24 protein-coding genes are annotated in these 26,965 nt (G+C 46.1%); 13 read left to right on the top strand and 11 right to left on the bottom strand.

Features of this window, described 5'->3' with window-relative positions; genetic code table 11:
• Positions 1 to 38: 38 nt before the first annotated feature.
• The 7 genes from M988_RS00210 to M988_RS00180 all read left to right on the top strand — a co-directional run bounded on the left by M988_RS00210 (position 39) and on the right by M988_RS00180 (position 8,319).
• Entirely contained in the window at positions 39 to 1,835 is a 1,797-nt protein-coding gene (locus M988_RS00210) for a type VI secretion system Vgr family protein (RefSeq protein ID WP_248846487.1), read from the top strand.
• A gap of 2 nt (positions 1,836 to 1,837) precedes the next feature.
• Entirely contained in the window at positions 1,838 to 2,119 is a 282-nt protein-coding gene (locus tag M988_RS00205; RefSeq protein WP_004090690.1) for a PAAR domain-containing protein, read from the top strand.
• Positions 2,120 to 2,139: 20 nt separating this feature from the next.
• Entirely contained in the window at positions 2,140 to 3,456 is a 1,317-nt protein-coding gene (locus tag M988_RS00200; protein WP_064572443.1) for a DUF4123 domain-containing protein, read from the top strand.
• On the top strand, positions 3,456 to 6,443 hold the full coding sequence (locus tag M988_RS00195; protein WP_064572442.1) for a toxin VasX: 2,988 nt from the start codon (positions 3,456 to 3,458) through the stop codon (positions 6,441 to 6,443). Before M988_RS00200 ends, M988_RS00195 begins: the two co-directional genes overlap by 1 nt.
• Before the next feature lies 1 nt (position 6,444).
• Entirely contained in the window at positions 6,445 to 6,762 is a 318-nt protein-coding gene (locus M988_RS00190) for a hypothetical protein (protein WP_156518146.1), read from the top strand.
• A gap of 80 nt (positions 6,763 to 6,842) precedes the next feature.
• On the top strand, positions 6,843 to 7,415 hold the full coding sequence (locus M988_RS00185; protein WP_064572440.1) for a hypothetical protein: 573 nt from the start codon (positions 6,843 to 6,845) through the stop codon (positions 7,413 to 7,415).
• Position 7,416: 1 nt separating this feature from the next.
• Positions 7,417 to 8,319 (top strand): hypothetical protein, encoded by a 903-nt coding sequence (locus tag M988_RS00180; RefSeq protein ID WP_064572439.1) that lies wholly within the window; start codon positions 7,417 to 7,419, stop codon positions 8,317 to 8,319.
• Positions 8,320 to 8,412: 93 nt separating this feature from the next.
• On the opposite strand, the gene rpoH is transcribed toward M988_RS00180, so the two are convergent.
• The 4 genes from rpoH to ftsY form a co-directional block, all read right to left on the bottom strand.
• A complete protein-coding gene (rpoH, locus tag M988_RS00175) occupies positions 8,413 to 9,264 on the bottom strand; it encodes an RNA polymerase sigma factor RpoH (RefSeq protein WP_004090699.1) in 852 nt (283 codons plus the stop codon).
• Between the two features lie 277 nt (positions 9,265 to 9,541).
• A complete protein-coding gene (gene ftsX, locus M988_RS00170) occupies positions 9,542 to 10,519 on the bottom strand; it encodes a permease-like cell division protein FtsX (RefSeq protein ID WP_004090700.1) in 978 nt (325 codons plus the stop codon).
• Positions 10,512 to 11,180, bottom strand: a complete 669-nt coding sequence (gene ftsE, locus M988_RS00165) for a cell division ATP-binding protein FtsE (protein ID WP_004090701.1) — start codon at positions 11,178 to 11,180, stop codon at positions 10,512 to 10,514. The genes ftsX and ftsE overlap by 8 nt, the downstream gene beginning before the upstream one ends.
• 5 nt (positions 11,181 to 11,185) lie before the next feature.
• Positions 11,186 to 12,997, bottom strand: a complete 1,812-nt coding sequence (gene ftsY, locus M988_RS00160; protein ID WP_064572438.1) for a signal recognition particle-docking protein FtsY — start codon at positions 12,995 to 12,997, stop codon at positions 11,186 to 11,188.
• 209 nt (positions 12,998 to 13,206) lie between these two features.
• Between ftsY and rsmD the strand changes: the two genes are divergently transcribed.
• On the top strand, positions 13,207 to 13,788 hold the full coding sequence (rsmD, locus tag M988_RS00155) for a 16S rRNA (guanine(966)-N(2))-methyltransferase (RefSeq protein ID WP_008815670.1): 582 nt from the start codon (positions 13,207 to 13,209) through the stop codon (positions 13,786 to 13,788).
• Between the two features lie 15 nt (positions 13,789 to 13,803).
• Entirely contained in the window at positions 13,804 to 14,076 is a 273-nt protein-coding gene (locus tag M988_RS00150; RefSeq protein ID WP_004090705.1) for a DUF1145 family protein, read from the top strand.
• A 39-nt stretch (positions 14,077 to 14,115) separates the two neighbouring features.
• On the opposite strand, the gene M988_RS00145 is transcribed toward M988_RS00150, so the two are convergent.
• The gene (locus M988_RS00145) at positions 14,116 to 14,475 is read right to left on the bottom strand and encodes a DUF2500 domain-containing protein (protein WP_064572437.1); all 360 of its coding nucleotides are present in this window, start codon (positions 14,473 to 14,475) and stop codon (positions 14,116 to 14,118) included.
• Positions 14,472 to 14,792 (bottom strand): DUF1820 family protein, encoded by a 321-nt coding sequence (locus M988_RS00140; RefSeq protein ID WP_008815672.1) that lies wholly within the window; start codon positions 14,790 to 14,792, stop codon positions 14,472 to 14,474. The genes M988_RS00145 and M988_RS00140 overlap by 4 nt, the downstream gene beginning before the upstream one ends.
• 282 nt (positions 14,793 to 15,074) lie before the next feature.
• Between M988_RS00140 and M988_RS00135 the strand changes: the two genes are divergently transcribed.
• A complete protein-coding gene (locus M988_RS00135) occupies positions 15,075 to 15,701 on the top strand; it encodes a lysoplasmalogenase (RefSeq protein WP_035502535.1) in 627 nt (208 codons plus the stop codon).
• 197 nt (positions 15,702 to 15,898) lie between these two features.
• Here the strand turns inward: M988_RS00135 and dsdA are convergent, their stop codons facing one another.
• Positions 15,899 to 17,230, bottom strand: a complete 1,332-nt coding sequence (gene dsdA / locus M988_RS00130) for a D-serine ammonia-lyase (RefSeq protein WP_061059391.1) — start codon at positions 17,228 to 17,230, stop codon at positions 15,899 to 15,901.
• 12 nt (positions 17,231 to 17,242) lie between these two features.
• Positions 17,243 to 18,580, bottom strand: a complete 1,338-nt coding sequence (gene dsdX, locus M988_RS00125) for a D-serine transporter DsdX (RefSeq protein WP_039186129.1) — start codon at positions 18,578 to 18,580, stop codon at positions 17,243 to 17,245.
• A gap of 223 nt (positions 18,581 to 18,803) precedes the next feature.
• Here dsdX and dsdC point away from each other — a divergent pair, with 223 nt between their 5' ends.
• Complete coding sequence (dsdC, locus tag M988_RS00120) at positions 18,804 to 19,751, top strand: DNA-binding transcriptional regulator DsdC (RefSeq protein WP_008815676.1); 948 nt, start codon at positions 18,804 to 18,806, stop codon at positions 19,749 to 19,751.
• Here the strand turns inward: dsdC and yiiM are convergent.
• A complete protein-coding gene (gene yiiM, locus M988_RS00115; RefSeq protein WP_039186130.1) occupies positions 19,748 to 20,419 on the bottom strand; it encodes a 6-hydroxyaminopurine reductase in 672 nt (223 codons plus the stop codon). The genes dsdC and yiiM overlap by 4 nt on opposite strands.
• Positions 20,420 to 20,546: 127 nt before the next feature.
• The gene (gene sodA, locus M988_RS00110; protein ID WP_020303540.1) at positions 20,547 to 21,173 is read right to left on the bottom strand and encodes a superoxide dismutase [Mn]; all 627 of its coding nucleotides are present in this window, start codon (positions 21,171 to 21,173) and stop codon (positions 20,547 to 20,549) included.
• Between the two features lie 569 nt (positions 21,174 to 21,742).
• Here sodA and M988_RS00105 point away from each other — a divergent pair.
• On the top strand, positions 21,743 to 22,636 hold the full coding sequence (locus tag M988_RS00105) for a DUF2167 domain-containing protein (protein WP_061059390.1): 894 nt from the start codon (positions 21,743 to 21,745) through the stop codon (positions 22,634 to 22,636).
• 175 nt (positions 22,637 to 22,811) lie between these two features.
• Here M988_RS00105 and fdhD read toward each other — a convergent pair whose 3' ends face one another.
• Positions 22,812 to 23,618 (bottom strand): formate dehydrogenase accessory sulfurtransferase FdhD, encoded by an 807-nt coding sequence (fdhD, locus tag M988_RS00100; protein WP_040012421.1) that lies wholly within the window; start codon positions 23,616 to 23,618, stop codon positions 22,812 to 22,814.
• 293 nt (positions 23,619 to 23,911) lie between these two features.
• On the opposite strand from fdhD, the gene fdnG reads away from it, so the two are divergent.
• Positions 23,912 to 26,962: a formate dehydrogenase-N subunit alpha gene (fdnG, locus tag M988_RS00090; RefSeq protein WP_096080133.1), complete on the top strand. Its 3,051-nt coding sequence runs from the start codon at positions 23,912 to 23,914 to the stop codon at positions 26,960 to 26,962.
• Positions 26,963 to 26,965: the final 3 nt, after the last annotated feature.

The following is a 26,965-nucleotide window of genomic DNA, read 5'->3' as shown; positions in this document are numbered from 1 at the left end:
AAGTTAACGATGTTGAACAGCGAACAATTACGGGTCTTGTGGCGGGTGTAGAACGGGGAGACTCTGGATTTAGACGCACATTTTACACATTGACGATCCGTCCTGAAGCGTGGGTGATGACGCTCAATCAAGATAGTCGAATCTATCACCAGCTCAATACACCTCAAATTTTGCAGCAATTGCTGCAAGATAATCACGTTGAGGCAAAGTGCACGCTGATAAAAGATAATCACCTACAGCGCGAATACGTGACACAAAAGCGTGAGTCTGCGGCTCATTTTTTTGATCGACTCGCTGCGGAAGAAGGGTTCGTATATTGGTTTGATGATGAGGGAATGTGTTATAGCGATAGCCTTTACGGAATGCTGGTTGACGCAACGGTAGCCTATAACCCTCATCCACAATCAGCAATTCAAGGCGACATTATTAATAAGCTACGCTTCGGCTCATTTGTACGCCCACGTGAAGCGATCCACAAAGACCGAAACTACCAAAACCCCAACGACCGACTCACCCACAGTGCGCTCTCTAAATCTCAAGGACTGCCAGGTTCTCCTCACACCGTTTTTGATAGCTACGGACGTTTTCAACATGATGCGGAAGCGGCGCCGATGGTTCGCTATCGCATAGAGCAATTGAGTTCAGACAGCAAAACGGGGATAGCTTCATCTAACTGCATAAAATTGATGCCGGGTAGGATCTTTCAGCTTACCGAGCATCCAGTGGAGACAATGAACGATCGCTGGCAGGTCGTCACGGTGACCCATCATGGCATGATGCCAGAATCGTTAGAGGAAGAAGACAGCGGTGAAGGTACAACGTTAACCAACGAACTCACTTTTATTTCAGCCCGTGATGAGTGGCGCGCCCCATATCACTACAAGCCACTCGCAGACGGGGATGAAGTCGCTGAAGTCGTTGGCCCCTTCAGCGAGGAAATTTATGTCAATGAGGACGGTGCAGTAAAAGTCCATTTTCACTGGAACCGATATGACAAAGCCGATGAGAAAGCATCGTGCTGGGTACGCGTTGCACAGGGTTGGAACGGTAGTGGTTATGGATTTTTAGCCACGCCACGCATTGGGCAAGAGGTGATCATTTCCTACCTCAATGGAGACATTGACCGCCCAATTATTACGGGTTGTACTTATAATGCATTAAACCGACCTCCACTTAATTTGCCTGCAGAAAAAACGCGCACTACGTTCAAAACTCAAACCCATAAGGGCAAAGGGTTTAATGAACTGCGCTTTGAAGACGATGCTGGGCGCGAAGAAATTTATATTCATGCCCAAAGAGATCAGCTGATAGAGATTAAGCATGATAAAACGCAAAAAATAGAACATGACGAAAGCCATACCGTTATGAACAATCGTAGCCACTACGTTGGCAAGGACGAGTCTCTACATATTGTCAAAGATCGATATATTCAAATTGATGCTAATCAATTTGAAACCGTTGAAAAAAATCTTATTACGAAAATTAATAATAACTGGGAAGAGAAAATTCACGCGACTCACAGCCAAAATGTAGGAAAAGATAAAGAGTGTACGGTCAATGGTAAATACACTACTGAGGTTGTGGAGGGTATTCATAGCCACACTAAAGTGCACACATTGCAAGCCAGTGAACGAGTGATGTTTAAAAGCAAAGGAGGAACGATCACTATCGATGGCAGCGGAATTACGCTGACAGGAAAAGTATCGATCAAAGGTGAATTAGACGTTATACCGGGCATCCCTGGTTCTGTCTCTTCTCTATCTGGAGCCGCAACCGATGGACAACCTACTGCGGAAGACTGTCGTGAAAAAGCCCGTCAAGAGCAGGAAGGTTAGTAATGCGCCCAATCATTTGCCAAAACGATAAAACCAGCACGGGTGGCAAAGTGCTACAGGGTTCCCCAACCATGAAAATCAATGGTAAACCAGTGGCATTGGTTGGTATGCAGGCAACCTGCAACGCATGCAAGAAAGGCATAGGAACCCTAGTTTCAGCAGGGCCATGCTTGGGTAAAGTCGATGGCGTCTACGTTATTTTAGCGGGTGATTATGTCGCCTGCGGCTGCCCACCTTTCAGCAATGTTGTAATACCAGGACAACACATCGGAACCATTGAATAATACACGGAGTTGGCCGACACATGGACGAAACGCTATTCGATAACATTGATGGTACTTTATGGGTCACCGAGTCTATTTTTGACGCGCCTAATGTACCCAATGGCAAAAAACATGTGCAGTTCCGCGCGCCAACCTTAATTTATAACAAGGAACGACGCTATGTGGTGAATACATTATTTCATCATTTCACTCAGTTGGGGTTAATTAATGCCGACTATACCGAAATAGTCCCCTTTGATGTTTATCTAGAAAACAGTACACGTTATGAAAAGGACTTTATTTTAGCTGCGCTGAAATTAAATGATGAGAATCCAGTATTTATGGATCGCAGCTATTGTTTAGAACCGCTCCCTCACCAGAATGGCGATCTTCTCGATCGAAAAATACCTATAACATGTGTTCCATCCGAGAAAGGTTTAGAATCCTGTATCGGTCAGAGATTACAAGAACTGGTATTGGAACAAGGCGAAAATGACCTGCATAGTCACCTACGATGCTACGTCATTATTGATGCGGCAGTTTATCAACAAGATGGACGCTTTCTTATCCCCGATCTCATGGCATCCGGTCTTACTTGGCAGTGCCTATTTAAAGGTGAGTCAGAAACCGTGATGGAAAACATAGCTCCTTATTTAGTTGATATCACATCACATAACCACCAATGGAATTTTTTTCACCGCCGATTAATTTCGCAGTTAGTTGAGCTGCCTCTGGGAATATTAATTCGTAGCTATGCTGACTTTGGTACTGTTTTTCATCATCTGCGCAAATTTACCTATGTGAAAAACCCGGAAACTGAACGCTGGAGCTATTTTCGTTTTTACGATCCAAGAGCCTTCGGGACAATTATCAGTCTCATGGATTATTCTGCTCTGGCCTCATTTATGCGTTATTCACAATGCATTATTTATCTTCAACCCAAGCAACATAGCGCGATCAACATAGTTACGATTTCCGACCCAATACGAGAGATAAAAGGCAGCTATTTTCGCTTAACCCAGCGTATGTGTAACTATTTCGCCCAGCAGGTCTATCAGGCATTTATTCAAAAAGTGGATTTATTCCTCCAAAACTATATAGCTGAAAGATCTCAGATTAGTGAGGGTTTCCGCTCTTATTTTATCACTCAACATATTAACCGAGCCCTATGCTGGGGCTTCTCTTTGGAAAGAGCGGTTCTTCTATATGTTGCTGCACGCAGTATGACCTGCCTACCAGAACATGAGTGGGGCAAACTGGTTCAATCCCACACCTGCCGTTTTCCTCTTAGCCAAGAACTTAGAGCCAAAGATTTGTTTGGCCTTGTCTGGCACCTATCAGAAGCCAAGGTAATATAATGGACAATATGGATCAGGCCATGCAGGCCGCCGACGATAGAACTTCAGGATCAACAGAAGTCGGTACTTATGAATCCCCTTGCGATAGCGATGTGAAACCCATTTATCCGGTTCGCTATGCTTACGCCAATTTTTTTGAATCATCGCTACAGTATGCCCTTCCACCGAACGATATAAAAACAATGCTTTCAGCAACCTCATTAAGAGATGCCCTAGGTTACGTAGTGCGTCTGTTGCGCCCTGGCTGGATATATATTAAAGATGAAGACTTTGACACTTTTCATATTTTTAAATATGAGCAACAAGAAAAAACGACCAACGGCAAAAAGCAGTGCGTTGAGCGCTACCGAAAGTTCATTTTTAAAAATGGTAATAATGCACAGGATGGGTTAACCCCGGAGCTAGGCCCGCGAGGTGAAGGCTATTATTTCGCCTTCGTGCCTAAAAGAGTATCTAACATTAGTATCGTATATAGCGAACATGAGTGGCATGCAGATGTTATTGACGCAATAAATGGCGACAAACAGCTACGAAAAAAATCAATGCAGGAGATTAACTTAGATGCCAATGATGGCCCCTATTCTCTTGAAGCCACTGAGGCTAATTTCACTAGACTGATTGAAGATTATCGGCATAAACAGCAACGGGCTTTAATAGTACAGGATAAAGATCACCCTAATGATTTGAGCAGCATAGACATTGATATTCTAACTACTCGAGATTCTTACTGGATGGAGCCCGACGATATCGCCAAAGAGATCCGTAGCAAACTTTGTTATGGCGAAAAATCGCGTATCGTGGTGCTGTTTGACCCTGTAGGCCGACAAAAAGAAATTGTGCTAGCGCACAATATTCTCATTCAATGGCAGCAACAATTTCTGGCAGAAAACCACTATCCATTGACTATTGGTGGATTTGTTGAGCAATTAAAAAGCAGTGATAACAAAGATATTCAAAAGGCGGTAAAAAACGGAATTGATCAGGATAGCTGGAATAACTATTGGCTGAAAATGAAGCAAGAGCTAGATAGCTATCAAGAACGTCAGCGCATGTTTGCCAAGCTGTATGAACAATTTATGATGAGCCCGTTTGTGACCAACTGCGTGGGCGGCCTTGACTCGTATTTTAAATATTTTTTCGCTACTGCACCAAGCCCAAAAACGCAGCAGGATGAATTCAACAAGCTAGCGGATATTGCCAGCGAATTGTTTGTTGCCGTTGCCGATTCTGAGCCTGGTAAAAACGCGCTAGAAAACATTATGTCCGAAGCAGCGGAGAGTCAACGCTCATTTAGTGATGAACATAACGTCTGGGGCGTGCTGTGGAATACACTAGTCCCCGTATTGACTGAACCGCAGGAACAAATCAGTTGGGCGGATAAAAGTGTAAAAGCCGTAGACAAGATTTTACACGGACTGGCCTCTATTTTAGGTTCGGCCATGTATGGTGATACTTGGCTTGCTCGCACAACCTCAACCTTATCTAAAGCCGCGATGCAGCAAATTAAAACACATATTCCTAGATTGCTACACGTGATGGGGATCGAGATCCTTCAGGAAGAAGAACTATTTACCCGTGAGCAGCTCAATCAGTTGGCAGAAAGAATTAAACAAAACAGGGCAAGCTTTAACAAGGAAGCGACAGGAACTGGAGTCATAGAGCATGGCAAAATCACTCACGGTAACTTGCCAATTTCGAACAAATTATTTGACTGGGAACATGCGTTGCCTGATGCCAATGACCCTCTACGATTTAGGCTTCCTCGCGTGGGTGTTATAGCTCCTCAGGGGAACAAATTCAGCTTTGAACGCAGTATTGGCAATGCCACAGCGGCTCCCAGCACACTATTCATGTTATTTGATACTGGCTTCTCTGGCCTTTCCGCATTTTGTAACTGCATGGTACTGAGCAGCTTAGTTGCTCAAACCTCTGAGTATGAAAAAGCCGATCCGCTGGCTCGTGGCAACGTGATATACAATCTGACTAAAACCGCGGCCGCCATTACCTCTTTGACAGTCGATGTGCTGAACATTTCTAAAAACGTCGCTAAGTTAATATCAACCCACACAGCCCACCCATTAGCACCTAAACTCGGCGATTATGCGCTAGCTTTAGAAGGCGAAGTCATTACAAAACGTGTAACGGGTGCCTTAGCGCTGGTGAACTTTCTCAGTGCCGTAGTTTCAACAATGGATGCCTTTGATGCTTATCAGCAGGGGAATACGGGTGAGATGGTTAGTAATACTATAACTACAGTTGCATATGTATCTTTTATTGGTATTTCTTTCGCTGTAATGCTTGGCATTATAGTAGCCCCAGAAATTGTATTTTTAGCAACCGCATCTGCTTTTGCTATGCTAATTGGCGGAACTGTTGGGGCTATATATACAAAACGCAGTGCTTTAGAAAATACTCTCTATAACTGTTTCTGGGGGGCTGGGAAGCAGTACGGATATTGGGGTGAATTAAGAGGTGATATAAATAAACAATTAAAAATAACAAAAGATAACAATGAAATTGACAAAATAGAATCTCGATTATCATTAGAGTTACAAGAATTTATCAACTTATTTTCCATGCCAAAACTAGATATAATAGGTAAGCCAAAAGACTTTAAATTCTCATATGATGAAATAGTTTTTTATACTTTTGAATTACCAACTTTTGAACCTGGGTTATCAGATATCCAATATTGTTTTTACACTCAGCATCCATTGAAATACATTTATAATTCTGAAAGACGTCCAGACGAAAGGCTCAATAAATTATTTAATATAGCTAAAAAAGATGCAATACGTAAAATGACCACAAAAGATGGCGTACAAACTATAGCCATACCCATGGAGGCTCGCCAGATTTATGCATCACAACTCGAATGGTACTATATACCATCTAAAGAAATCATTGTTCCAATGAGAATATTAAATGATAAAGGAGAGCTTAATTCTGAATATACTATTGGTATGATCAATGAGGACGTTAAGTAAAATGAATAATAAATCAATAGAAACTGATAAAAATAAACCTGAAAGTTACCTTCTTATCAAGAATCAAGATGATTTGTTAACTAGACATATGAAAGTAAAAAATAGCAATGAATTACACGATATTATCTCCTTGCTAAAAATAAATAATCGCAAATGTCACTTTCATTTAGAAATACAAAGTACAATATTAATCATGACCATTCCTTTATTATTATATGTAATATTTAATTTTATCTCTTTCACAATTTCATTTCATAATGACTGGGATAGAGTTGAAAAATATACTGTGGAAAAAATATTATATTTTGAAAAAAAATAAAATCACATACTGAAAATGATGAGTCCATAGATCAGCTATCTATCAGGATAGATGAATTAAAAAAAAATGTAAATAACGATATGGAAATGGATTTTCAGGAGTATATTCAATATCGTTACAATAACTATTCACACTCTACCGAGATTTATGTAACTGATATATTAATCACGACCTTTAGCTTTCTTACAACCATCCTATTTTTTTATATTTCGTTTATTTTAAAACGAAAGGCACCATTGATTTTAACTCGAGAAAAACAACTTTTCATAACATGGATTAAAGGCCGTGCCTATGTTGCACGTTATTCACAAATCGGGGTGTTTGAAACAAAAATCAATGTATCTTTGATTCTTTATAGTCTAGATAGACAACATAAAATAATAAAAACATTATTTCCTCTACATACCAGTCGCACTATTTTATTTAGCTCAGAAAAAAAACGTAAAGATATTCTCGCCTTTATCACTAAGTACATGGTTTGGGGACAATCTGCAGTCGCCTCCATTGACTATGAGCGTGATACCCCCTTCTATTTGCGTAGAGATAAAAAACCTAACGACTTTGAACAACAAGTGATCGATGTGCTTGCCGCACTAGATAAACTCGACTCCCCATGTGAGTTAAATACGCTAACAGATAAAAAGGGAGTATAAGATGTACCACAGCCCAAAATGGTTCCATTTCACTAAAACCCTTGAGTCTTCATTACTGATTGAGGAGCAATCTCAGTTACTATCACCCCCTAACAAGGTTAAGAACATCCATGAATTACACAGCACAATATCCTTGCAGTATATAAATGAACGCATTTGCATGTTCCGAAGTGGCTTGCAAATGATTAGGTGGGTAATATTTATCCCGTGGCTTCTATGGCTATTTATTAGCGCCATGCGCTTCAGTAGTAATTTTAATGAAAACTGGAAAAATTGCAATAATCGCGTTATTGATTTAATTGAAAACATGGATAATGATGAATATGTAAATAGATTTAAAAGCATTATAGGTGATGATGAAAAATTAAATTTTACCGAGTATCTTTATTATAGATACAATGAATTAAGGTATGGAGAACAATATTTAATTGGCGATATAGTTATGGTTCTCTTCCATACCATAACCATTCCCCTTTGTTTCTACGCCGCATTTCTTACTAAACGTAAAGCACCACTAGCTCTCGTACGCGATCGACAACTCTTTATGACATGGATAAACGGCAAAGCCTTCGTTGCACGTTATTCACAGGTGGGTGTAGTGGAAACTCCGCAGGCAGTATCTTTAATCTTATATGGGTTAGATAATAAAAAAAACATTATCAAAACAGCCTTTGTGCTGCCAACCAACCCTACGATCATTCTCAGCTCCGAGCAAGGCCGTAAAAATATATTGGCATTTATCACCAAATACATGCTCTGGGGACAATCTGCGGTTGCCTCTACCGACTATGAACGCAATATACCTTACTATTTTCGCAAAGATAAAACGCCGGATGATTTTGAGCAGCAGGTGAGCAACGTGCTTGCCGCGCTAGATAAGCAAGATCTTCTAAAAATTGAGTAGTCGCTCCTTTTTACCTCATCGCACACTAAAAAGAGCACAAAAAAGGCGATGCTAAGCATCGCCTTTAATCGGAAACTACGTTATGGATGAAGCTTAGGCTTCAATCGCCGCACGCAGTTTTTTCATTGCGTTCTTTTCAAGCTGACGCACACGCTCTGCAGAAACACCGTATTGATCGGCCAGTTCTTGCAGCGTTGCTTTGTTGTCGTCGTCTAACCAGCGAGCACGGATGATGTGCTGACTACGTTCGTCCAGACCTTCCATCGCCAAAGTCAGTTTATCAGCGGCGTGGCTGTCCCAGTTGTCATCTTCGATATCGTTGGCGAAATCAGAAGATTTATCCTGTAAGAACAGCACTGGTGCTGCTGGTGAACTCTCATCATCGTCGTTAGACATGTCAAAAGCCATGTCCTGAGCAGCCATACGAGATTCCATTTCCAGCACGTCTTTTTCAGACACACCCAGCTCACGCGCAACCAGTTCGACTTCGTCCTGATTGAACCAGCCTAAACGCTGCTTGGTTTTACGCAGGTTGAAGAACAGCTTACGCTGTGCTTTGGTTGTTGCGACTTTCACGATACGCCAGTTACGCAGCACGTACTCATGGATCTCGGCTTTAATCCAGTGAACCGCAAAGGACACCAGACGCACGCCCATTTCTGGGTTAAAGCGGCGCACAGCTTTCATCAGGCCGATGTTACCTTCCTGAATCAGGTCTGCCTGTGGCAGCCCGTAGCCGGCATAGTTACGGGCAACATGAACAACAAAGCGCAGGTGCGACAGAATCAGCTGTTTTGCTGCATCCAAGTCACCCTCGTAATGCAGTCGTTCACCCAGTTCTTTCTCTTCCTCTGCCGTCAGCATCGGATAGGTGTTGGCTGCACGTACGTAAGCTTCCAAGCTACCTTGAGGAACTAAGGTTAAAGTTTGCATCTCTTTGGTCATTCAAACCCTCTCAATATTCTATCCAGTCGTACCAGCAACGCCGAAACCATTCTAAAAAACATCGGCGTAAACACTAACACGATTCTGCAAATTTTGACCGTGAATCATCCCACAAGTTCAATGTTGCGTGCATAAAAATAGCACAATTCTACAACGAATATGAACACGGTGGGAAAGTGATGGGGGGAGTATAGGATGGAGAACCGGTATCGGGTTTAACCAGAATGGCTCTTCCCCCGTCAGCAACTCAACGAGGGAAGAGTATAGCACTATTTCACTACTGTGGTGTAAATCGGCGTAAATGTTGTACGGTTGCCAACCATGCGGCAATCCAGCCAATCATGGCGGAAACCAGCACCAGCAGCAGGCATTCGTCCCAGCCTAAGCCATGCAGCACGAAAGTTGTACCAAATACAGAGGCGACTTTGGCTACTGCGGAGCCAAGCTGCCACACCATCGCCTGCGACAGAATCAGAGAAAGAATAGCGCCGCTAAACCCTAGCAACGCACCGCCGTTGAGGAATGGCCTGAGAATGAAACCGTCGGTTGCACCAATCAGTTTCATCACATTAATGGTATCTCGACGACTGAAGATGCTCAGACGCACACTGTTACCAATCACCAAGAACACCGCAACAATCATCAGTATCCCGATCATTGCCGCCACTTGACCAACCAGTCCGGTTAACGCCGCTAAGCGCGCGAACCAGCTATCGTCCATGCGAACTTCATCAACACCTTTCACCGCCGCAACGCGATCGCGCAGCGTATTCAGGGTTTCACTACTTTCAAAGTTCATCTTAGGTGTAATGATAGCAACCGCGGGCAGTGGGTTTTCTTCCAACATATCCAGCGCGCCACCGAAGCCGGACCAATTACGGAACTCGCCCAGCGCTTCTTCACGAGAGAGATAGTTAACCTTATCTACACCCTCTTCGCCTTTCAGCACCGTCATGACCTGCTCAGCAGCATCGTCATCCAGCGCTTTATCCAGATAAACCGTTAATTGCGGCGTTGGATACCACTGGGCAGCAGCCTCACTGACGTTTTTGTATACCAGATAGCATACGCTTGGCAGCGTCAGAGAGATGGCAATAACCATCACCGTGAGCAGAGTTGCTAGCGGTTGGCGCATCATATCCGCCAGCGTGTTAATCCACGCATAGCGCCATTGTTCACGCCAACCACCGCGCAGAGCCTTGGCTTTATCTGGCGTTTTTGCTCGCGTGGCCGAGCGATTTGGAGCCTTAGCCATGCGAAATACCTCCGTCCATACGCCCCTGACTGAGAGTCAGCATGCGATAGCGACGACGTGCAATCAGTCCCATATCATGGGTAGCCATCAGCACCGTCACGCCAACACGGTTGAACTCTTCAAACAGACGCAGAATGCCTTCCGACAGCGCCTCATCCAAGTTCCCCGTTGGCTCGTCAGCGAGTAGAACAGCGGGTTTATTCACCACCGCACGTGCAATGCCTACGCGCTGCTGTTCACCACCAGAGAGCTGAATCGGGAAGTTTTTCGCTTTATCCAACAATCCGACCTTATCCAACGCCGCCGAAACACGGCGACGAATGTCTTCACTGCTAGCACCAGAAATAATCAACGGCATCGACACATTGTCATATACCGTGCGATCCATCAGTAGATGATGATCTTGGAAAATCATGCCAATCTGGCGACGCAAAAACGGCACTTCGCTGTTACGCAAGCGGCTAATGTCATGACCACCAAAAAGAATGTGTCCTGCGCTTGGGCGCTCAATGCCACATATCAACTTCAGCAGGGTACTTTTCCCTGCGCCTGAGTGGCCGGTGAGAAACGCCATCTCGCCCTGACGCAGATGAAAATCTACGCCCTGCAGAGCCTGACGCCCACCCAGATACGCTTTACTGACCTGTTCGAAGCGAATCATCCGTATTAATCCTCACGGGCAAAAAGTGCCTCAATAAAATCGTCGGCCTTGAATGGCCGCAAATCTTCGATACCTTCACCAACCCCAATGTAGCGGATTGGAATGCCAAACTGATCGGCCACAGCAAAGATCACCCCACCTTTCGCCGTTCCATCCAGCTTGGTTAACGTAATACCGGTCAGGCCGACAGCTTCGTTAAACAACTTCGCTTGGCTAACGGCATTTTGTCCGGTGCTCGCATCAATCGTCAGCATAACCTCATGTGGCGCATCTTCGTCCAACTTTTTCATTACGCGTACGATTTTCTTCAACTCTTCCATCAGATGCGCTTTATTCTGCAAGCGCCCTGCGGTATCGGCCAGCAACACATCAACATTACGAGCTTTAGCCGCCTGAATAGCATCAAAAATGACTGAAGCAGAATCCGCACCGGTATGCTGTGCAATCACGGGAATATTATTACGCTCACCCCATACCTGTAGCTGTTCAACCGCTGCCGCACGGAAAGTATCTCCCGCAGCCAACATGACAGATTTACCTTCGGCCTGAAACTGGCGGGCCAGCTTACCAATGGTAGTCGTTTTACCGACGCCGTTCACACCGACCATTAAAATAACGAATGGTGTACGACCACTGACGTCGAGCGGCTTATCGACCGTGCTTAAGATCTCGCCCATCTCTTCTTTCAGCTTACCGTAAAGCGACTCGGCATCTTTCAGCTCTTTACGGCTGGCATGTTCTGTCAGTGATTTAATGATTTTGCTGGTTGTTTCCACACCCACATCGGCGATCAACAGTTGTTCTTCCAACTCTTCAAACAGATCGTCGTCGATTTTCTTGCCACGGAACAAGCCGAAAAATCCGGAACCCAGATTCTGTTTGGTTTTCAGCAGGCTACGCTTTAGGCGAGCGAAGAAGCCCTCTTTGGTCGGGCGTTCTTGTTCATGCTGAACGACAGGCCGTGCATCGGCTTGCGTGTCCTCAACGTTAGGCTCTTCAACGTCATCGGTATCCAGATCGACCACTTCTTCCGAGCGGGCAATCTCGGCAATCACGTCGATTGATTCAGGCTCTGCCTCAACGATTGTTGGTTCTGGCTTAATGACATCGTCTTCTGCAATTTCCTGCTCGACCAGCTCTTCGATATAAGGCTCGTCGATAACGGGTTCCTGATGGACGTGTGGATGCGCCGCTTCAGTCAGCGTAATAACCTGTTCAGCAAAGACTTCGGCATCATGCTCAAGATGCTCACCTCCGTGGTGGGCTTCATGATGACTTTCCAGTGGTTCACTGGCATGAATGATGTTTTCAGCCGTAACCTCCGCAGAAGTTGGAGTACGCTGAAGCTCAGGGACCTCTTCGACTATTTCTGGCTCTTCATGATGTGCACGAGTGAGCTCAACAACCTGCTCTGCAAAAACTTCCGCATCTTGTGCATCAGCGCGATGTTCATGGCTAGTGGCTAAATGCTCGGTGGTTTCCACCAGTTCGTCGGCTAAAACCTTAGAAGAGGTTTCATGAGGAACATGTGGCTCTGCGTGAGGTAGATTTTCAGCAGCATGCTCTGGCGCAACGGAGGCGTCCCACTCACCCGGAGTTTCAACAGAATCAGCATGGTCAGATTCACGCTCAGGCAGTTTGTCATCCAGTTGTTCTGGCGCAGTTTTATGCTCTGATGACGCATCGGCTTGATGTTGCTTGGTTTCTTCTGCTTCTGGTGGTGTTTGCTGTATGTCTTCTTGCGCCTTTTCTGGCTGCTCTTCCTGACGACCAAACCCTAACCAGGAGAAAAAACCACGTTTTTTATCTTTTGCCATAGTGCGACTGCTCTCCCGCCTGAAATTCAAAAATCGTTAATAAAATGCTATTGGTTAAGTTTACCACTTAACCCCTTATCGCAACATGCATGCCGAAGGGTTTCAAGTGGCATTTCCATCAATAAACGGTTACCTTGCAGTGCAATAATGAAGATCAGACTGTTATGACGTCTTCTCATCTCGCAACCTAAACAAAAAACACCGCATTCATGGCAAAGAAACCAGCATCCCAATCCAGCGGACAAATCCGCATTATTGGCGGCTTATGGCGTGGCCGAAAGCTTCCAGTTCCAGATAGCCCGGGCCTGCGCCCGACAACCGATCGCGTACGTGAAACTCTATTTAACTGGCTGGCTCCGGTGATAAACGATGCGCGTTGTCTCGACTGTTTTTCCGGCAGCGGGGCGTTAGGCTTTGAGGCGGTCTCTCGCTACGCCGCACATGCAACGTTGCTGGAGGCCGATCGTATGGTTGCCGCTCAGTTGAAAAAGAATGTAGCGTTAATTAATACCGATAAAGTCACTGTGCAAAACACCGATGCGCTAAAATGGTTATCACAGCCCGGTACGCCATATCAGGTCGTTTTTCTCGATCCGCCTTTTCGTAAAGGGCTATTAGCGGAAACCATTACTCTGTTAGAAAACAACGGCTGGCTGGCTGAAGATGCATCCATCTACGTAGAGGCTGAAGTAGAAAGCGCCGCTGCGGACGTCCCCGCTAACTGGACTCTGCACCGCGAGAAAGTCGCCGGTCAGGTTGCTTATCGCTTATATTTGCGCAGCGCGCCATAATTCGAGGAATCAACAATGGGAATTAATATTGGCCGCTTGCTGATGCTGTGCGTATGGGGATTTATGCTGGTTAACATCGTTCACCCGTATACGCGCCCACTTAACATTTTTATGAATGTCGCGCTGGTGTTCATGGTTCTGATGCACGGCTTGCAGGTCACCATGCTGAAAACGACGCTGACCAAAGATCAGCCTAAAATCAGTAAATGGCAGGAAGTACGAATCTTCTTGTTTGGGGTTTTTGAACTGCTGGCTTGGCAGAAGAAAAATACACCACCGAAAAAATAATCAGTCCGAATTCACCTCCCCAAACTCGGGGAGGTGACGCTATTTTACATCAGCTTCAAAACCAACAAAACGTGTGCCCTGCGTGCTGAGTTTCCCCACAGCACCTTTGTCTATCTGATGATACGTCGTTTCCGGCACAATAAACTTCAGCTTACTACCGCCAATCAATGGCTTAAAGTAGACCTCATAGCGCATATCCTCACCCGCGATCACTTCACGCTGGCGTGAGCGACGATTAGGCGCAGGGAATTCACGCTTGGCGCTGACTTCAACCTTCTGAGTATTGATCGGTGCGGCATCGTTGATGGCGTTCTGACGGCGTTGTTGCATAAAGCGCTGAGCGGCAAACACCACGATAACGGCAACGATCACAACAAATATCAGTGGTGGTTTACTCATGGTTTTTTGCCTGGCAGGTAAGGGAAAGTCGTTACATTATCGCCAAGGTCTGAGATCCGAGCGCTACCGCGTTCTGTAACGGCATCAATACGAATAACCGCTTGAACGGGGATAAAACTGCGTGAAACGCCAGAAAACTCGCTTTTCAGCTTTTCTTCTGAAGGATCGACTAATACGGCGCTTTGAGTATCAAAAACAAAATCAGCGATTTCGATAAATCCGAAAAGATTGCTTTGTACAAGTTCACGCACATAAAGCTGATAGTTTTTACCGTTATTCATAAATTGAATACGGTATAAGGGCTGTTGACCAGACATGACGTTCCTCATCACTGCCAGTGGGCAATTCTCGTTTTAAGACTTCATCAACGTAAAAACCGATGACGTAATACCGTGTATAACGTCATCAGTACAGCGGCTTAAAATAACATGAAGTTGTTTACACTTCATCCGCACAGCCTTCAACTAAAGGGATTGTCGCTGCCAGCCGTGATCCCCTACACTCAGATGATAAGTGACGATTTATTTGATTTTATACTTCATGCAACTAAACACGTAGAGCGTTATATAATTTAACTAGCTAATTAAAAAGGATAAATGATGAGTTGGGCATTTCTCGCAGTCTTCTTTTCTGGTTGGCTTTTTGTCGATGCCAGCTACCGTGGCCCCCGCTGGCAACGCTGGGTATTTAAACCAGTCACTTTACTGCTGCTGCTATTGTTAGCTTGGAGCGCCCCAAATATTCAGGCAAATGGCTATCTGATACTGCTCGGTTTGCTAGCGACTCTGGCGGCTGATGCCTTGCTATTGCTGCCTCGTGAACGCGTGCTCTATGCCATCGGCGCTTTTTTTCTGTCCCACTTGCTGTACACCATCAGCTTTGCCAGCGCATTAACCGTATCGTTTTATCTGCCAATGCTGGCTGTACTCATCATTATCGGACTGGCGCTAACGGCAACTATCTGGACACGCTTAGAAGACATGCGCTGGCCGGTGGTGACTTATATCGCGATGACGCTGTTGATGGTTTGGATGGCGGGAGATCAATACTTTGCTCGCGGTACTGATTTTGGCTTCTCACTGTTGGTGGGAGCTTCATTGCTGTTGCTGTCAAACGTGGTGTGGCTCATTAACCGCTACCGTTTCTCCTTCCGTGCTGCCGACGCCATCATTGCTGCCAGCTATTTTGGCGGGCATTTCCTAATTGTTCGTTCGCTGTATTTGTAAAATCATTAAAAACACAAAAACGGGGCAAAATGCCTAATGCCGGTCACTTAAGCGTGATTTTAGGGGAAGTACACCGATGGGGTCGTAGCAGCTTTAGCTGCCGGAGCGCCCCGCGGTGTGCTAGCCCCGTGTATCTCACTCTCTTAAACGATCAGCATTAGGCAAAATGCCCCGTTGTTTTTATCTCGAATTAAAAACTAGATTTTTGCCGCCGCAAGGTACTTCGCCATTTCTTCGGTAGGCACCATGCCGCCACCGGTAGCCCACACGAGATGGGTGGCATTTTGCATTTTTTGCTTATCCAATGCATGAGCGTTCAGGTACTCAGTACTACCGCAAACCCGCACCGCCCCTGGCATCCCCGCCAACGCTGATGGCTCAAGCTGAATCCCTTGCTGTTGATTCAGAATCCCCAGCAAGTTATACATTTCTTGATCGCTTAAGGTGTAGAAACCGTCGAGCAAGCGCTCCATCGCACGGCCAACAAAACCAGATGCGCGGCCTACGGCTAAACCATCAGCTGCAGTGATATTATCTATACCAATATCCTGTACCGAAATTTCGTCGTGTAAGCCGGTATGGATACCCAGCAACATACACGGTGAATGTGTCGGCTCTGCGAAGAAACAGTGCACATGGTCGCCAAATGCCAGTTTCAAGCCAAATGCAACGCCGCCAGGCCCACCGCCGACACCACAAGGAAGATAAACAAACAATGGATGCTCTGCATCAACCCGAATATCCATCTCGGTAAACTGTTGGCGCAAGCGTCCACCAGCCACGGCATAGCCTAAAAATAACGTGCGGGAATTTTCATCATCGATGAAGAAACAGCGCGGATCTGACTCAGCTTCTTTGCGACCTTGAGCTACCGCGACACCGTAATCCTGCGCATATTCCACGACGTTCACACCGTGATCGCGTAGCTTTTGCTTTTTCCACGCCCGTGCATCCGCAGACATATGAACACTAACGCTAAAGCCCAATTTAGCGCTCATGATGCCAATCGACATACCTAGATTACCCGTCGATCCAACGGCAATGCTGTACTGGCTAAAGAATTGACGGAACTTATCAGAGTACAGCACGCTGTAGTCATCCGTTTCAGAGAGCATTCCAGCCTCAATTGCTAATTTTTCGGCATGAGTAAGCACCTCATAAATTCCACCTCGAGCCTTTATCGAGCCAGAAATCGGTAGGTGGCTGTCCTTTTTCAGCATGAGTTGACCCGCAATCTTCTGCTGGTAACGCTGTTCTAACGCTTGTTGCATCGCAGGAATCGCCACAACATCAGACTCAATAATACCCTGCGTTTTTTGCGTTTCAGGAAACGCTAGGCACAGATAAGGCGCAAATCTTTTAAGACGGGCTTCAGCCTGTGTTACATCGTCTTGCGTTAAGCCAACATAAGGGAGCCCCTCGGCTAGCGTGGTCGTTTTTGGGTTAAACCATGTCACTTCATCTAAATTAATCAGCTGTTTTACCAATGGATATTGTTCAACCAAATTTTCAATTTCAAACGTATTCATAAATATTCTCGATTAAACGATATAAGAGAGCAGGAAAGTCGTTGCTAATGCGATCAGTGACGCGATGAAGGTCGCCACCGTGTAATATTTAAATGTCTCACTGAGCGTAGCCCCACAGTATTGCTTAACCAGCCAAAACAGTGAGTCGGTGACAATCGTGCAACCAATGGCACCGGAGCCAATCGCTAGAGTGATGATCTCAGGACTCACGTCGGGATAAAGCGGCAGTACCGGAGCAACAATTGCAGTGGCTCCCATCATCGCAACCGTAGCCGACCCCACCGCCGCATGCAAAATGATGGCGACCAGCCAAGCTAAAAGGATTGGATGCATATGCATATTGGAGAGCAGCACCGCCAGCGTATCCGCTAACCCACTCGCTTTAAGGATGCCGTTAAAGGCACCACCCGCACCGATAATGAGCAAAATATTGGCGATGGAGGAGAAACCATCTTCGGTCTTACTCAGCAGCTTGCTCATGCTCATATGCTGGCGAATACCCAACACGTAATACGCAACAAATGCGGCAATGAACATCGCGGTGATTGGATTACCGATAAACTCAAAGAAGTTATACAGCGCTGAACCTTTCGCCATATTTAATTCAGCAGCCGTTTTTATCAGCATCAACACAATGGGCAGCAACACAGTAAACAGCGTTGCGCCGAGTGAGGGTAAATCTTCCTCTTTGCGCACTTCCAACTCGGAAAACGCAGCAGGAACTTGTTTAAACGGCAGACGATGGCCGAGAAATTTCAAGAATAGTGGTCCACCAATCAGCGATGCGACCAACCCAACAAAGAGGCCATACACGATGACAGTGCCAATATCTGCGCCTAAAGCATTAGTGACATATAGCGCTGCCGGATGCGGAGGCACAACGCAATGTACTGCCATCAAGGCGGTACACAGCGGAATAGCCAGTTTCAGCAGCGAAGTATTCGTCTTCTTCGCGATAGAAAATGCCAGAGGAATCAGTAACACCACGCCCACTTCGACAAACAGCGTAATACCGCATACCAAACCCACCAAAACCATAATGACATCAGGTGATAGCCAGCGGCATTTCTGGAGCGTAATACCGATACGCTCAGCGGCTCCAGAAACCTCCATCATTTTGCCAAGAATTGTCCCCAGACCGATGACGGCGGCCAGAAATCCTAACGTGCCTCCAATTCCACCTTCAATGGCGTTAACCATTTCCAGCGGATTCATTCCCATTAATACGCCCACGTAAAAGCTGGCCAGTAATAATGCGAGGAAGGGGTGAATCTTAAACTTAACGATGGTTAATATTATTATAATGATGCTTGTTAATAGCGTTCCGACTACCCAAATTTGCGAGTCCATTTCCAACCTCACCCTGTAATAAATCTCCTCTCTATTGGATAAGAAGTGAACACGCCTGACAAACGATGAAAATCATCATTCACATGAACCAGATTGAATCAAAGCAGTGATATAGCTCAAGTTCAGCTATTAATATTTGGTTTGGGTCACATTAGATCATCCACAGACGCTCGTTTGTCCCTCAAGTCAGATATGCTATAACCCTAAAAATAGGGGGGTAGTTATGAATATCGGCCAAAAATACATCACACGTAACAAACTGCTAAACGGCTACCAACTATCAAAGCTCTATACGTTTGAAGTCGCTGCACGGCATGAATCTTTTGCATTAGCGGCCGAAGAACTTTCTATTAGCCCAAGTGCTGTGAGTCACCGGATCAACCAGTTAGAAGAAGAGCTCGGGTTCAAGCTGTTTCAACGGTTTCATCGCCGAATTGCGCTTACGCCCGACGGTGAACGCGTATTCTGGGCATTAAAATCATCACTCAGCTATCTCAATCAAGAAATTTTAGAGATCAAAAGTCAGGAATTATCAGGCACGCTGACAGTCTATTCACGCCCCTCAATTGCACAGTGCTGGTTAGTTCCCAAACTGGCTGATTTTGCACAGAAATATCCGGCGATTAGCTTAAATATATTAACCGGCAACGAAATGGTGAACTTCAGCGGCGCAGGCATCGATCTCGCGATTTATTTCGATGATAAGCCACCCGAAAAACTGGCATGCCAGCATCTCATGAATGAGTCGATGGTTCCGGTTTGTAGCCCTGAATATGCTGAGCGCCACGATCTGGTCGGCAAACCTTTCAATCTGCGTCAGTGCACGTTACTACACGACCGCCAGGCATGGAGTTACGATTCTGATCAAAGTGAATGGCACTCTTGGGCACAGCATTTTAAGGTTGATATCGCCGAAGATCAGCGCAGTATGGGATTCGATCGCTCAGATTTGGCTGTCATCGCCGCAATGAATCATGTGGGGATAGCGATGGGGCGTAAAAAACTGGTCAATAAACGACTGGCGACAAAAGAGCTCATCACTCCCTTCCCTGAGTTTGAAATGCAGTGCGAGCAACGCTACTACATTTCAACGCTTTCAGAACGCCAGTGGCCAAAAATTAATGCTTTCATTCAGTGGCTTAAAATCATGGCCGAAGCCAACGAAGGTTAAGCCCCTAAGAGTCGCCGATTCATATCTTCAATCTTGCCGCTGAGCACTCGCATTTGTAGCGTTTTGCTCCAGCTTGCGGAGATACCCGCAGCACACATGAGGCGGCGGTACTCTTCCTCGTCAAACGGCATATGGAAGCAGATGGAAATAGCTTCTGCCACACTAATACCACTATTACGCGATACCAACTCTAGCGGCTGATCTTCACTTACAACCCCTTCGCCCACAATACGATACAGCCAACCACAACGCCCTGTTTCCTGCATCTGCACGGAAAATTCCTCAATATCCATGTGATAATTGAGTTTGTAGCAAGGAGAACGTGGCTGCGTGACCTGAATAAATGCGTCGCCCCAGCGATAAATATCACCGATAAACACGTTTTCTTCAGTCATGCCCTCAGTGGAGATGTTTTCCCCCAAGGCAGGGGCGCAAAACTGCTCTGCCTGTTGTGGATACTGCTGACGCCAGAAATGATAATGCTCGCGCGGATAGTGGCACAACGCGCGATCGGGCCCGCCATGCACTTTTTTCTCTGCCTGCTCATCGCCATCCAGCCCCAGCCGGTGAAGCATCACGCCGCCCGTGATCTGACGTTTACCTATAGCGCTGGGCTTACTGCCCTCATAAGGAACGATGGTGCCGACATAAATAGTTGGATAGTGCATGTTGAGCTCCCAAAGCAGATTCTATTGAGAAAATGGCTATGGCATTACTATACCGTGCTACTCGAGTTTAAAAACAAAAAAGCGTGGGTTTCCCCACGCTCTGATAGTGACTGTCTTTAACAGACTCTTATTTTTTCGCTTCAGCGAAGCGTTTTGCCGCTTCATCCCAGTTCACTACGCTCCAGAAAGCTTTGATGTAATCTGGACGACGGTTTTGATATTTCAGGTAATAAGCATGTTCCCATACGTCCAGACCCGCAATTGGGTAACCAGAAGCACCAGAAACGGCTTCGCCCATTAGCGGACTGTCCTGATTCGCAGTAGAAACCACGGCCAGTTTACCGTCATCTTTTAACACCAACCACGCCCAGCCGGAGCCAAAACGAGTTGCTGCTGCTTTCTCAAATTCTTCTTTAAATTTGTCAACGCTGCCAAAATCGCGCTCGATAGCCGCTTTCAAATCGCCTTTCAGCTCAGTTCCAAGTTTCAGTCCTTTCCAGAAGAAACTGTGGTTAGCGTGGCCGCCCGCGTTATTGCGTAACGCAGTGCGTTTTTCGGTCGGCACTTTGTCGAGCTGAGCAATCAACTCTTCGGCGGTCAGTTTTGCCAATTCAGGCAACGATTCCAGTGCAGCATTGGCGTTATTAACATAAGCCTGATGGTGTTTGCTGTGATGGATTTCCATCGTTTGCTTATCGAAGTGAGGCTCTAGTGCATCATAGGCGTACGGTAGGGATGGCAGGGTATAGCTCATATTCATCTTCTCCAGATTTCCAAGGAGCAAAACATCCGCTCCGGTTAAGCAGTCTGGTCATTATAGTAGATTAAATGATATTGAAAATGATTATCAATTACCTGCTGGCGATGTGGTTTTTGAGAAATCGATAGCTTAAGCTTGCGCTACTTCAGCGTTAGCGCGGTTTTCAGCCTCATTTTGAGGTCAGGTTTTTATTCATTGTTTTTACCGATTGTTGTGATTGTCGCTAGCACATAGAAACTCTGTGCGCACTCCTACAACTCATAAGCACAAAAGCGAAGATGTGTTCCCACTGAAAATAGTGGTTCTATTTTTCTTTAAAAATTATTTTCAAGAATGAGCTGATTTAATATCTAACATGATAAAAATGCTTCTTACAGAAAGAATAAACACGTCAAAATAAATTCATAACGCTGATGAAAGTCAACATGACAAAACCAATTAAGCACCTGTAAAACATTATTATGCCACAGATTAATTTTATCGAGATAGCATAAGTGGTATATTTTGAGCTATAAGATTTATAGCATATCTATTATCAACAGCTCAAACTTAACGGACTAAAAATGGCCCACATACTATCAAGGAAGTATTCAAAGGCATTGACTAAAATCGCTTTAATCATTGGGCTATTATCGACTTGTGCTCATGCTGAGCTAACCTCTAATCTCAAAAACCTTGAAAGAAAATTACACTATCAGCAAGGTACTATAAATTTACTAAATGGAAATATCATAATTAATACAGGTGATAAATTTCGTTATCTATCACCTCAAGACAGTGAAAAGGTTTTAGTTGATGGTTGGGGAAACCCGCCCAGCGGTGAACTGGGACTTGGCATGCTAGTTCCCGTCGATTTATCTCCACTTGAGGAGAGAGGCTGGGGCGCTGAGATCACATTTGAGGATGATGCCTACATCTCCGATGACGATGCCAAAACTATTGATTATGATAAAGTCCTCAAGGATATGCAGCAGCAAACCTCAGTTGGAAATATAGAAAGACAACATCAGGGTTATGACCCGATATATCTATTAGGTTGGGCAGAAGCGCCTCACTACGATCAAAGCTCACATATTATTTATTGGGCACAACGTTTAAGCCTGAACCCTACTGCTTCGGATGAAGCAGTCAACTATTATATCAGAAACCTTGGTCGTAAAGGTGTATTGAACATTAACATTATTGCCGACAAAAAAGATTTACCCGCAGTGAAAAAATCAGCACCAGATTTATTAAAAGTAGCCTCATTTACTGAGGGAAACCGTTATGAAGACCATCATTTTTGGGATACAACATCCTCTTATTCTCTCGCAGCATTAGTTGCTGGCGGCGCTGCGGTCACAGCTAAAAAAGCGGGTCTAATTGGCTTAATTATAATATTCTTGAAGAAATTCTTCGTTGTAATCCTCGCCGCGGTAGCGGGATTATGGAAAGCTATTTCCGGCAAGAAAAAATAAAACGACGTGGCGGGTAAGATAATGGCTTATCCGCCAACAGTTAAATACATCCCGTCATCGCTTATCCCCTAAAATGGTTGAGTTGCATTGAGGCGGCAAGTGATTAGGTTAAGCGAACGCAGCCAACAAAAAGGCAACTTGAAGCATGACAGGAATATATTTCCCTGCAACAAACCTACCGCAACCTTTGTGGATGCGTGAACACAGTTCCACGACCTGGTTTACTGAATCCCACCAGCGTTAAATTACATTTATCAGCGACATCAATTGCTAGGGTCGTTGCCGCAGAGACGGCAAACAAAATCTCCACACCGCACATCGCTGCTTTTTGCACCATCTCGTAGCTGGCCCGGCTCGAAACCAATACAGCTCCTTGTGTCCACGGCTGCTTAGCACGGATACCCAGCAGTTTATCTAACGCCACATGACGACCAATATCTTCACAACCGCCCTGTAACTCACCGAGCGGATCAATCCAAGCAGCGGCGTGAGTACAACCTGTTAAATCACCAATGTGCTGCACGCTGCGCAACTGGCGTAAAGCGTTATCCAAATTTTCTAGGTCAAAAGTTTGGGTAAATGGCAACGGCTCTAGCGGACGAACAACGTCGGTAATCTGTTCCACGCCGCACACTCCGCAGCCAGTGCGCCCCGCCATCGAACGCCGACGCTCTTTTAGCGACATAAAACAGCGACTAGAGAGTTCGATCTGCACTTCAACGCCGTTACATGCCGGAACGACATCCATACCGTAAATATCCTGTGGCGTACGGATAATCCCTTCAGAAAGTGAAAAGCCTAGAGCGAACGCCTCAAAATCCTTTGGTGATGCCATCATCACTACGTGGGATATACCGTTATAAACCAGCGCTACGGGTACCTCTTCTGCAACCCAATCAGACTGTGAAGTGTGCAGTTGCCCACGTTGTTGCACCATTGTTTGGCGAACACCATTAACCGGATTATTATTTAAGAAACTCATCTTATTCACGTCTTTGATACCTACCTGTAACAACCACAGGATTCATGTGGTAGTATTTAAGCACAAAGTAACTTCGCACGCCCCCAAGAGTGAGCAAGTTAGCAAAGTTTGACCCTAAAAAGTCATACCGAGAAACCTCAGCGCAAACTATGGAACCTCGGGTTTAATGATTTATTTGTAAACAAACCAAGAAAACAAACTTTTTGAAGCAATGTGATACTCGATAGCTTTCAAGCCATACCTATCTTGCAGGTAACTTGAAAGGTAAAGGGTAGATACGTAAGGAGATCTCCATGCAGGTCAGCAGAAGACAGTTCTTTAAGATCTGCGCTGGCGGTATGGCAGGCACCACGGCCGCTGCGTTGGGCTTTGCTCCAGCGGTAGCACTCGCGGAAACTCGGCAGTATAAACTGCTACGCGCACGCGAAACCCGTAATACCTGTACATACTGTTCTGTCGGCTGTGGGTTGTTGATGTACAGCCTCGGTGACGGCGCAAAGAACGCAAAAGAAAGTATTTTCCACATTGAAGGTGACCCTGATCATCCGGTAAACCGTGGAGCCTTGTGCCCTAAAGGTGCCGGTCTGGTGGACTTCATCCACAGTGAATCACGTCTGAAATACCCAGAATATCGCGCTCCTGGCTCAGATAAATGGCAGCGCCTCACTTGGGACGATGCTTTTGATCGCATCGCCAAGCTGATGAAAGAAGACCGCGATGCCAACTTCATTCCAACCAACGAGCAAGGCACGACGGTTAACCGTTGGCTCTCTACCGGCATGTTGTGTGCATCAGCTTCCAGCAACGAAACAGGTTATTTAACCCAAAAATTTAGTCGCGCCCTCGGCATGCTTGCCGTGGATAACCAAGCGCGTGTCTGACACGGACCAACGGTAGCAAGTCTTGCTCCAACATTTGGTCGCGGTGCGATGACAAACCATTGGGTGGATATTAAAAATGCCAACCTGATTGTGGTCATGGGTGGTAACGCCGCTGAAGCGCATCCCGTCGGATTCCGCTGGGCGATGGAAGCCAAGATCCACAACAAAGCCAAGCTGATCGTTATCGATCCACGTTTTACCCGAACCGCTTCGGTGGCTGACTTCTACACGCCGATCCGCTCCGGTACCGACATTGCATTCCTGTCGGGCGTTTTGCTGTATCTGATCAGCAACAACAAGATCAACGCTGAGTACGTTAAAAACTACACCAACGCTAGCCTGCTAGTGCGTGAAGACTATGCCTTCGACGACGGTTTATTCAGCGGCTATAACGAAGAAAAACGTACCTACGATAAAACAACGTGGAACTACCAGCTCGACGAGAATGGTTTCGCTAAACGTGATGACACTCTGCAAGATCCACGCTGCGTGTGGAATATGTTGCGCGAGCACGTCAGCCGTTACACACCGGAAGTCGTCGAGAATATCTGTGGGACGCCTAAAGCCGATTTCCTAACAGTGTGTGAATACATTGCTGAAACTAGCGCCGTGGATAAAACCGCGTCGTTCCTGTATGCCTTGGGCTGGACGCAACACTCTGTTGGCGCACAGAACATCCGTACTATGGCGATGATCCAGCTACTGCTCGGCAACATGGGTATGGCTGGCGGTGGTGTTAACGCGCTACGCGGACACTCTAACATTCAGGGTCTAACCGACTTAGGTCTTCTGTCTACCAGCTTACCGGGATATCTGAATCTGCCGTCTGAAAAACAGACCGATCTGGAAACCTATCTGGCTGCCACCACACCAAAACCAACGCTACCGGGTCAGGTGAACTACTGGGGTAATACGCCTAAGTTCTTCGTCAGCCTGATGAAATCTTTCTATGGTGATAAAGCGCAGAAAGAAAATAACTGGGGCTTTGACTGGTTACCGAAGTGGGATAAAGGCTACGACGTACTCCAGTACTTCGAAATGATGTCGCAAGGTAAAGTAAATGGCTATCTATGTCAGGGCTTTAACCCAGTTGCCTCGTTCCCTAATAAAAACAAAGTGGTGAAATCGCTTTCCAAGCTGAAATTCTTGGTGACGATCGATCCGCTGAATACAGAAACATCAACCTTCTGGCAGAACCACGACGAATTTAACGACGTTGACCCGTCGCAGATTCAAACAGAAGTCTTCCGCCTGCCATCGACCTGCTTTGCTGAAGAAAACGGTTCTATCGTTAACTCCGGCCGTTGGCTGCAATGGCACTGGAAAGGCGCGGACGCCCCAGGGGAAGCCCTGAACGACGGTGAAATTCTGGCGGGTATCTTCCTACGCCTGCGAGAAATGTATGCCAAAGAGGGCGGGGCTTTGCCAGAGCAGGTGCTGAATATGACGTGGGATTACCTCACGCCAGAAAATCCAGCACCAGAAGAAGTAGCGAGAGAAAACAACGGTAAAGCCTTAGCCGATTTGGTTGACCCAACCACCGGTGCCGTTTTGGTGAAAAAAGGCCAGCAACTTAGCTCCTTTGCTCAGTTACGCGACGACGGCACCACGTCAAGTGGTTGCTGGATCTTTGCCGGTAGCTGGACGCCAGAGGGTAACCAGATGGCGCGTCGTGATAATAGCGATCCGTCCGGTTTAGGTAATACTTTAGGCTGGGCGTGGGCATGGCCACTTAACCGCCGTATTCTGTATAACCGTGCGTCGGCAGACCCATCGGGTAAACCGTGGGATCCAAAACGCCAGTTGCTGGAGTGGGACGGTGCGAAGTGGTCTGGTATTGATATTCCTGACTACAGTACCGCAGCCCCCAACAGCGGCGTTGGTCCATTCATCATGCAGCCTGAAGGGATGGGACGCCTATTTGCCATTGATAAAATGGCTGAAGGCCCATTCCCTGAACACTATGAGCCGTTCGAAACACCGTTGGGAACTAACCCACTGCATCCAAACGTGGTGTCTAACCCTGCTGCACGTGTGTTTAAAGACGATCTGGCTGCCATGGGGAAAGCTGATAAATTCCCATACGTGGGCACAACCTATCGTCTGACTGAGCATTTCCACTACTGGACCAAGCACGCTCTGCTGAATGCCATTCTTCAGCCTGAGCAGTTCGTTGAAATTGGTGAAAAACTGGCAGAGAAGAAAGGCATCAAGCATGGCGATACGGTGAAGGTCAGCTCTAACCGCGGCTACATTAAGGCCAAGGCAGTGGTGACGAAGCGTATCCGCACGCTGAAGGTGGATGGCAAAGACATCGATACTATCGGTATTCCAATCCACTGGGGCTATCAAGGCGTGGCGAAGAAGGGCTTTATCGCCAACACGTTGACGCCGTTTGTCGGTGATGCCAATACGCAAACGCCTGAATTCAAGGCGTTCCTGGTTAATGTGGAAAAGGTGTAACGG

Origin of the sequence: Hafnia paralvei ATCC 29927 (assembly GCF_001655005.1) — a bacterium.
GTDB classification, from domain to species: Bacteria; Pseudomonadota; Gammaproteobacteria; order Enterobacterales; family Enterobacteriaceae; genus Hafnia; species Hafnia paralvei.
The sequence above is the reverse complement of the archived record's forward strand: the minus strand, read 5'-3'. Positions and strand labels throughout refer to the sequence as shown.

Coding starts and splice junctions, on each gene's coding strand:
- M988_RS00205 (WP_004090690.1), top strand. CDS start 1,838: ATGCGCCCAATCATTTGCCAAAACGATAAAACCAGCACGGGTGGCAAA.
- M988_RS00200 (WP_064572443.1), top strand. CDS start 2,140: ATGGACGAAACGCTATTCGATAACATTGATGGTACTTTATGGGTCACC.
- M988_RS00195 (WP_064572442.1), top strand. CDS start 3,456: ATGGACAATATGGATCAGGCCATGCAGGCCGCCGACGATAGAACTTCA.
- M988_RS00190 (WP_156518146.1), top strand. CDS start 6,445: ATGAATAATAAATCAATAGAAACTGATAAAAATAAACCTGAAAGTTAC.
- M988_RS00185 (WP_064572440.1), top strand. CDS start 6,843: ATGGAAATGGATTTTCAGGAGTATATTCAATATCGTTACAATAACTAT.
- M988_RS00180 (WP_064572439.1), top strand. CDS start 7,417: ATGTACCACAGCCCAAAATGGTTCCATTTCACTAAAACCCTTGAGTCT.
- rpoH (WP_004090699.1), bottom strand. CDS start 9,264: ATGACCAAAGAGATGCAAACTTTAACCTTAGTTCCTCAAGGTAGCTTG.
- ftsX (WP_004090700.1), bottom strand. CDS start 10,519: ATGGCTAAGGCTCCAAATCGCTCGGCCACGCGAGCAAAAACGCCAGAT.
- ftsE (WP_004090701.1), bottom strand. CDS start 11,180: ATGATTCGCTTCGAACAGGTCAGTAAAGCGTATCTGGGTGGGCGTCAG.
- ftsY (WP_064572438.1), bottom strand. CDS start 12,997: ATGGCAAAAGATAAAAAACGTGGTTTTTTCTCCTGGTTAGGGTTTGGT.
- rsmD (WP_008815670.1), top strand. CDS start 13,207: ATGGCAAAGAAACCAGCATCCCAATCCAGCGGACAAATCCGCATTATT.
- M988_RS00150 (WP_004090705.1), top strand. CDS start 13,804: ATGGGAATTAATATTGGCCGCTTGCTGATGCTGTGCGTATGGGGATTT.
- M988_RS00145 (WP_064572437.1), bottom strand. CDS start 14,475: ATGAGTAAACCACCACTGATATTTGTTGTGATCGTTGCCGTTATCGTG.
- M988_RS00140 (WP_008815672.1), bottom strand. CDS start 14,792: ATGTCTGGTCAACAGCCCTTATACCGTATTCAATTTATGAATAACGGT.
- M988_RS00135 (WP_035502535.1), top strand. CDS start 15,075: ATGAGTTGGGCATTTCTCGCAGTCTTCTTTTCTGGTTGGCTTTTTGTC.
- dsdA (WP_061059391.1), bottom strand. CDS start 17,230: ATGAATACGTTTGAAATTGAAAATTTGGTTGAACAATATCCATTGGTA.
- dsdX (WP_039186129.1), bottom strand. CDS start 18,580: ATGGACTCGCAAATTTGGGTAGTCGGAACGCTATTAACAAGCATCATT.
- dsdC (WP_008815676.1), top strand. CDS start 18,804: ATGAATATCGGCCAAAAATACATCACACGTAACAAACTGCTAAACGGC.
- yiiM (WP_039186130.1), bottom strand. CDS start 20,419: ATGCACTATCCAACTATTTATGTCGGCACCATCGTTCCTTATGAGGGC.
- sodA (WP_020303540.1), bottom strand. CDS start 21,173: ATGAGCTATACCCTGCCATCCCTACCGTACGCCTATGATGCACTAGAG.
- M988_RS00105 (WP_061059390.1), top strand. CDS start 21,743: ATGGCCCACATACTATCAAGGAAGTATTCAAAGGCATTGACTAAAATC.
- fdhD (WP_040012421.1), bottom strand. CDS start 23,618: ATGAGTTTCTTAAATAATAATCCGGTTAATGGTGTTCGCCAAACAATG.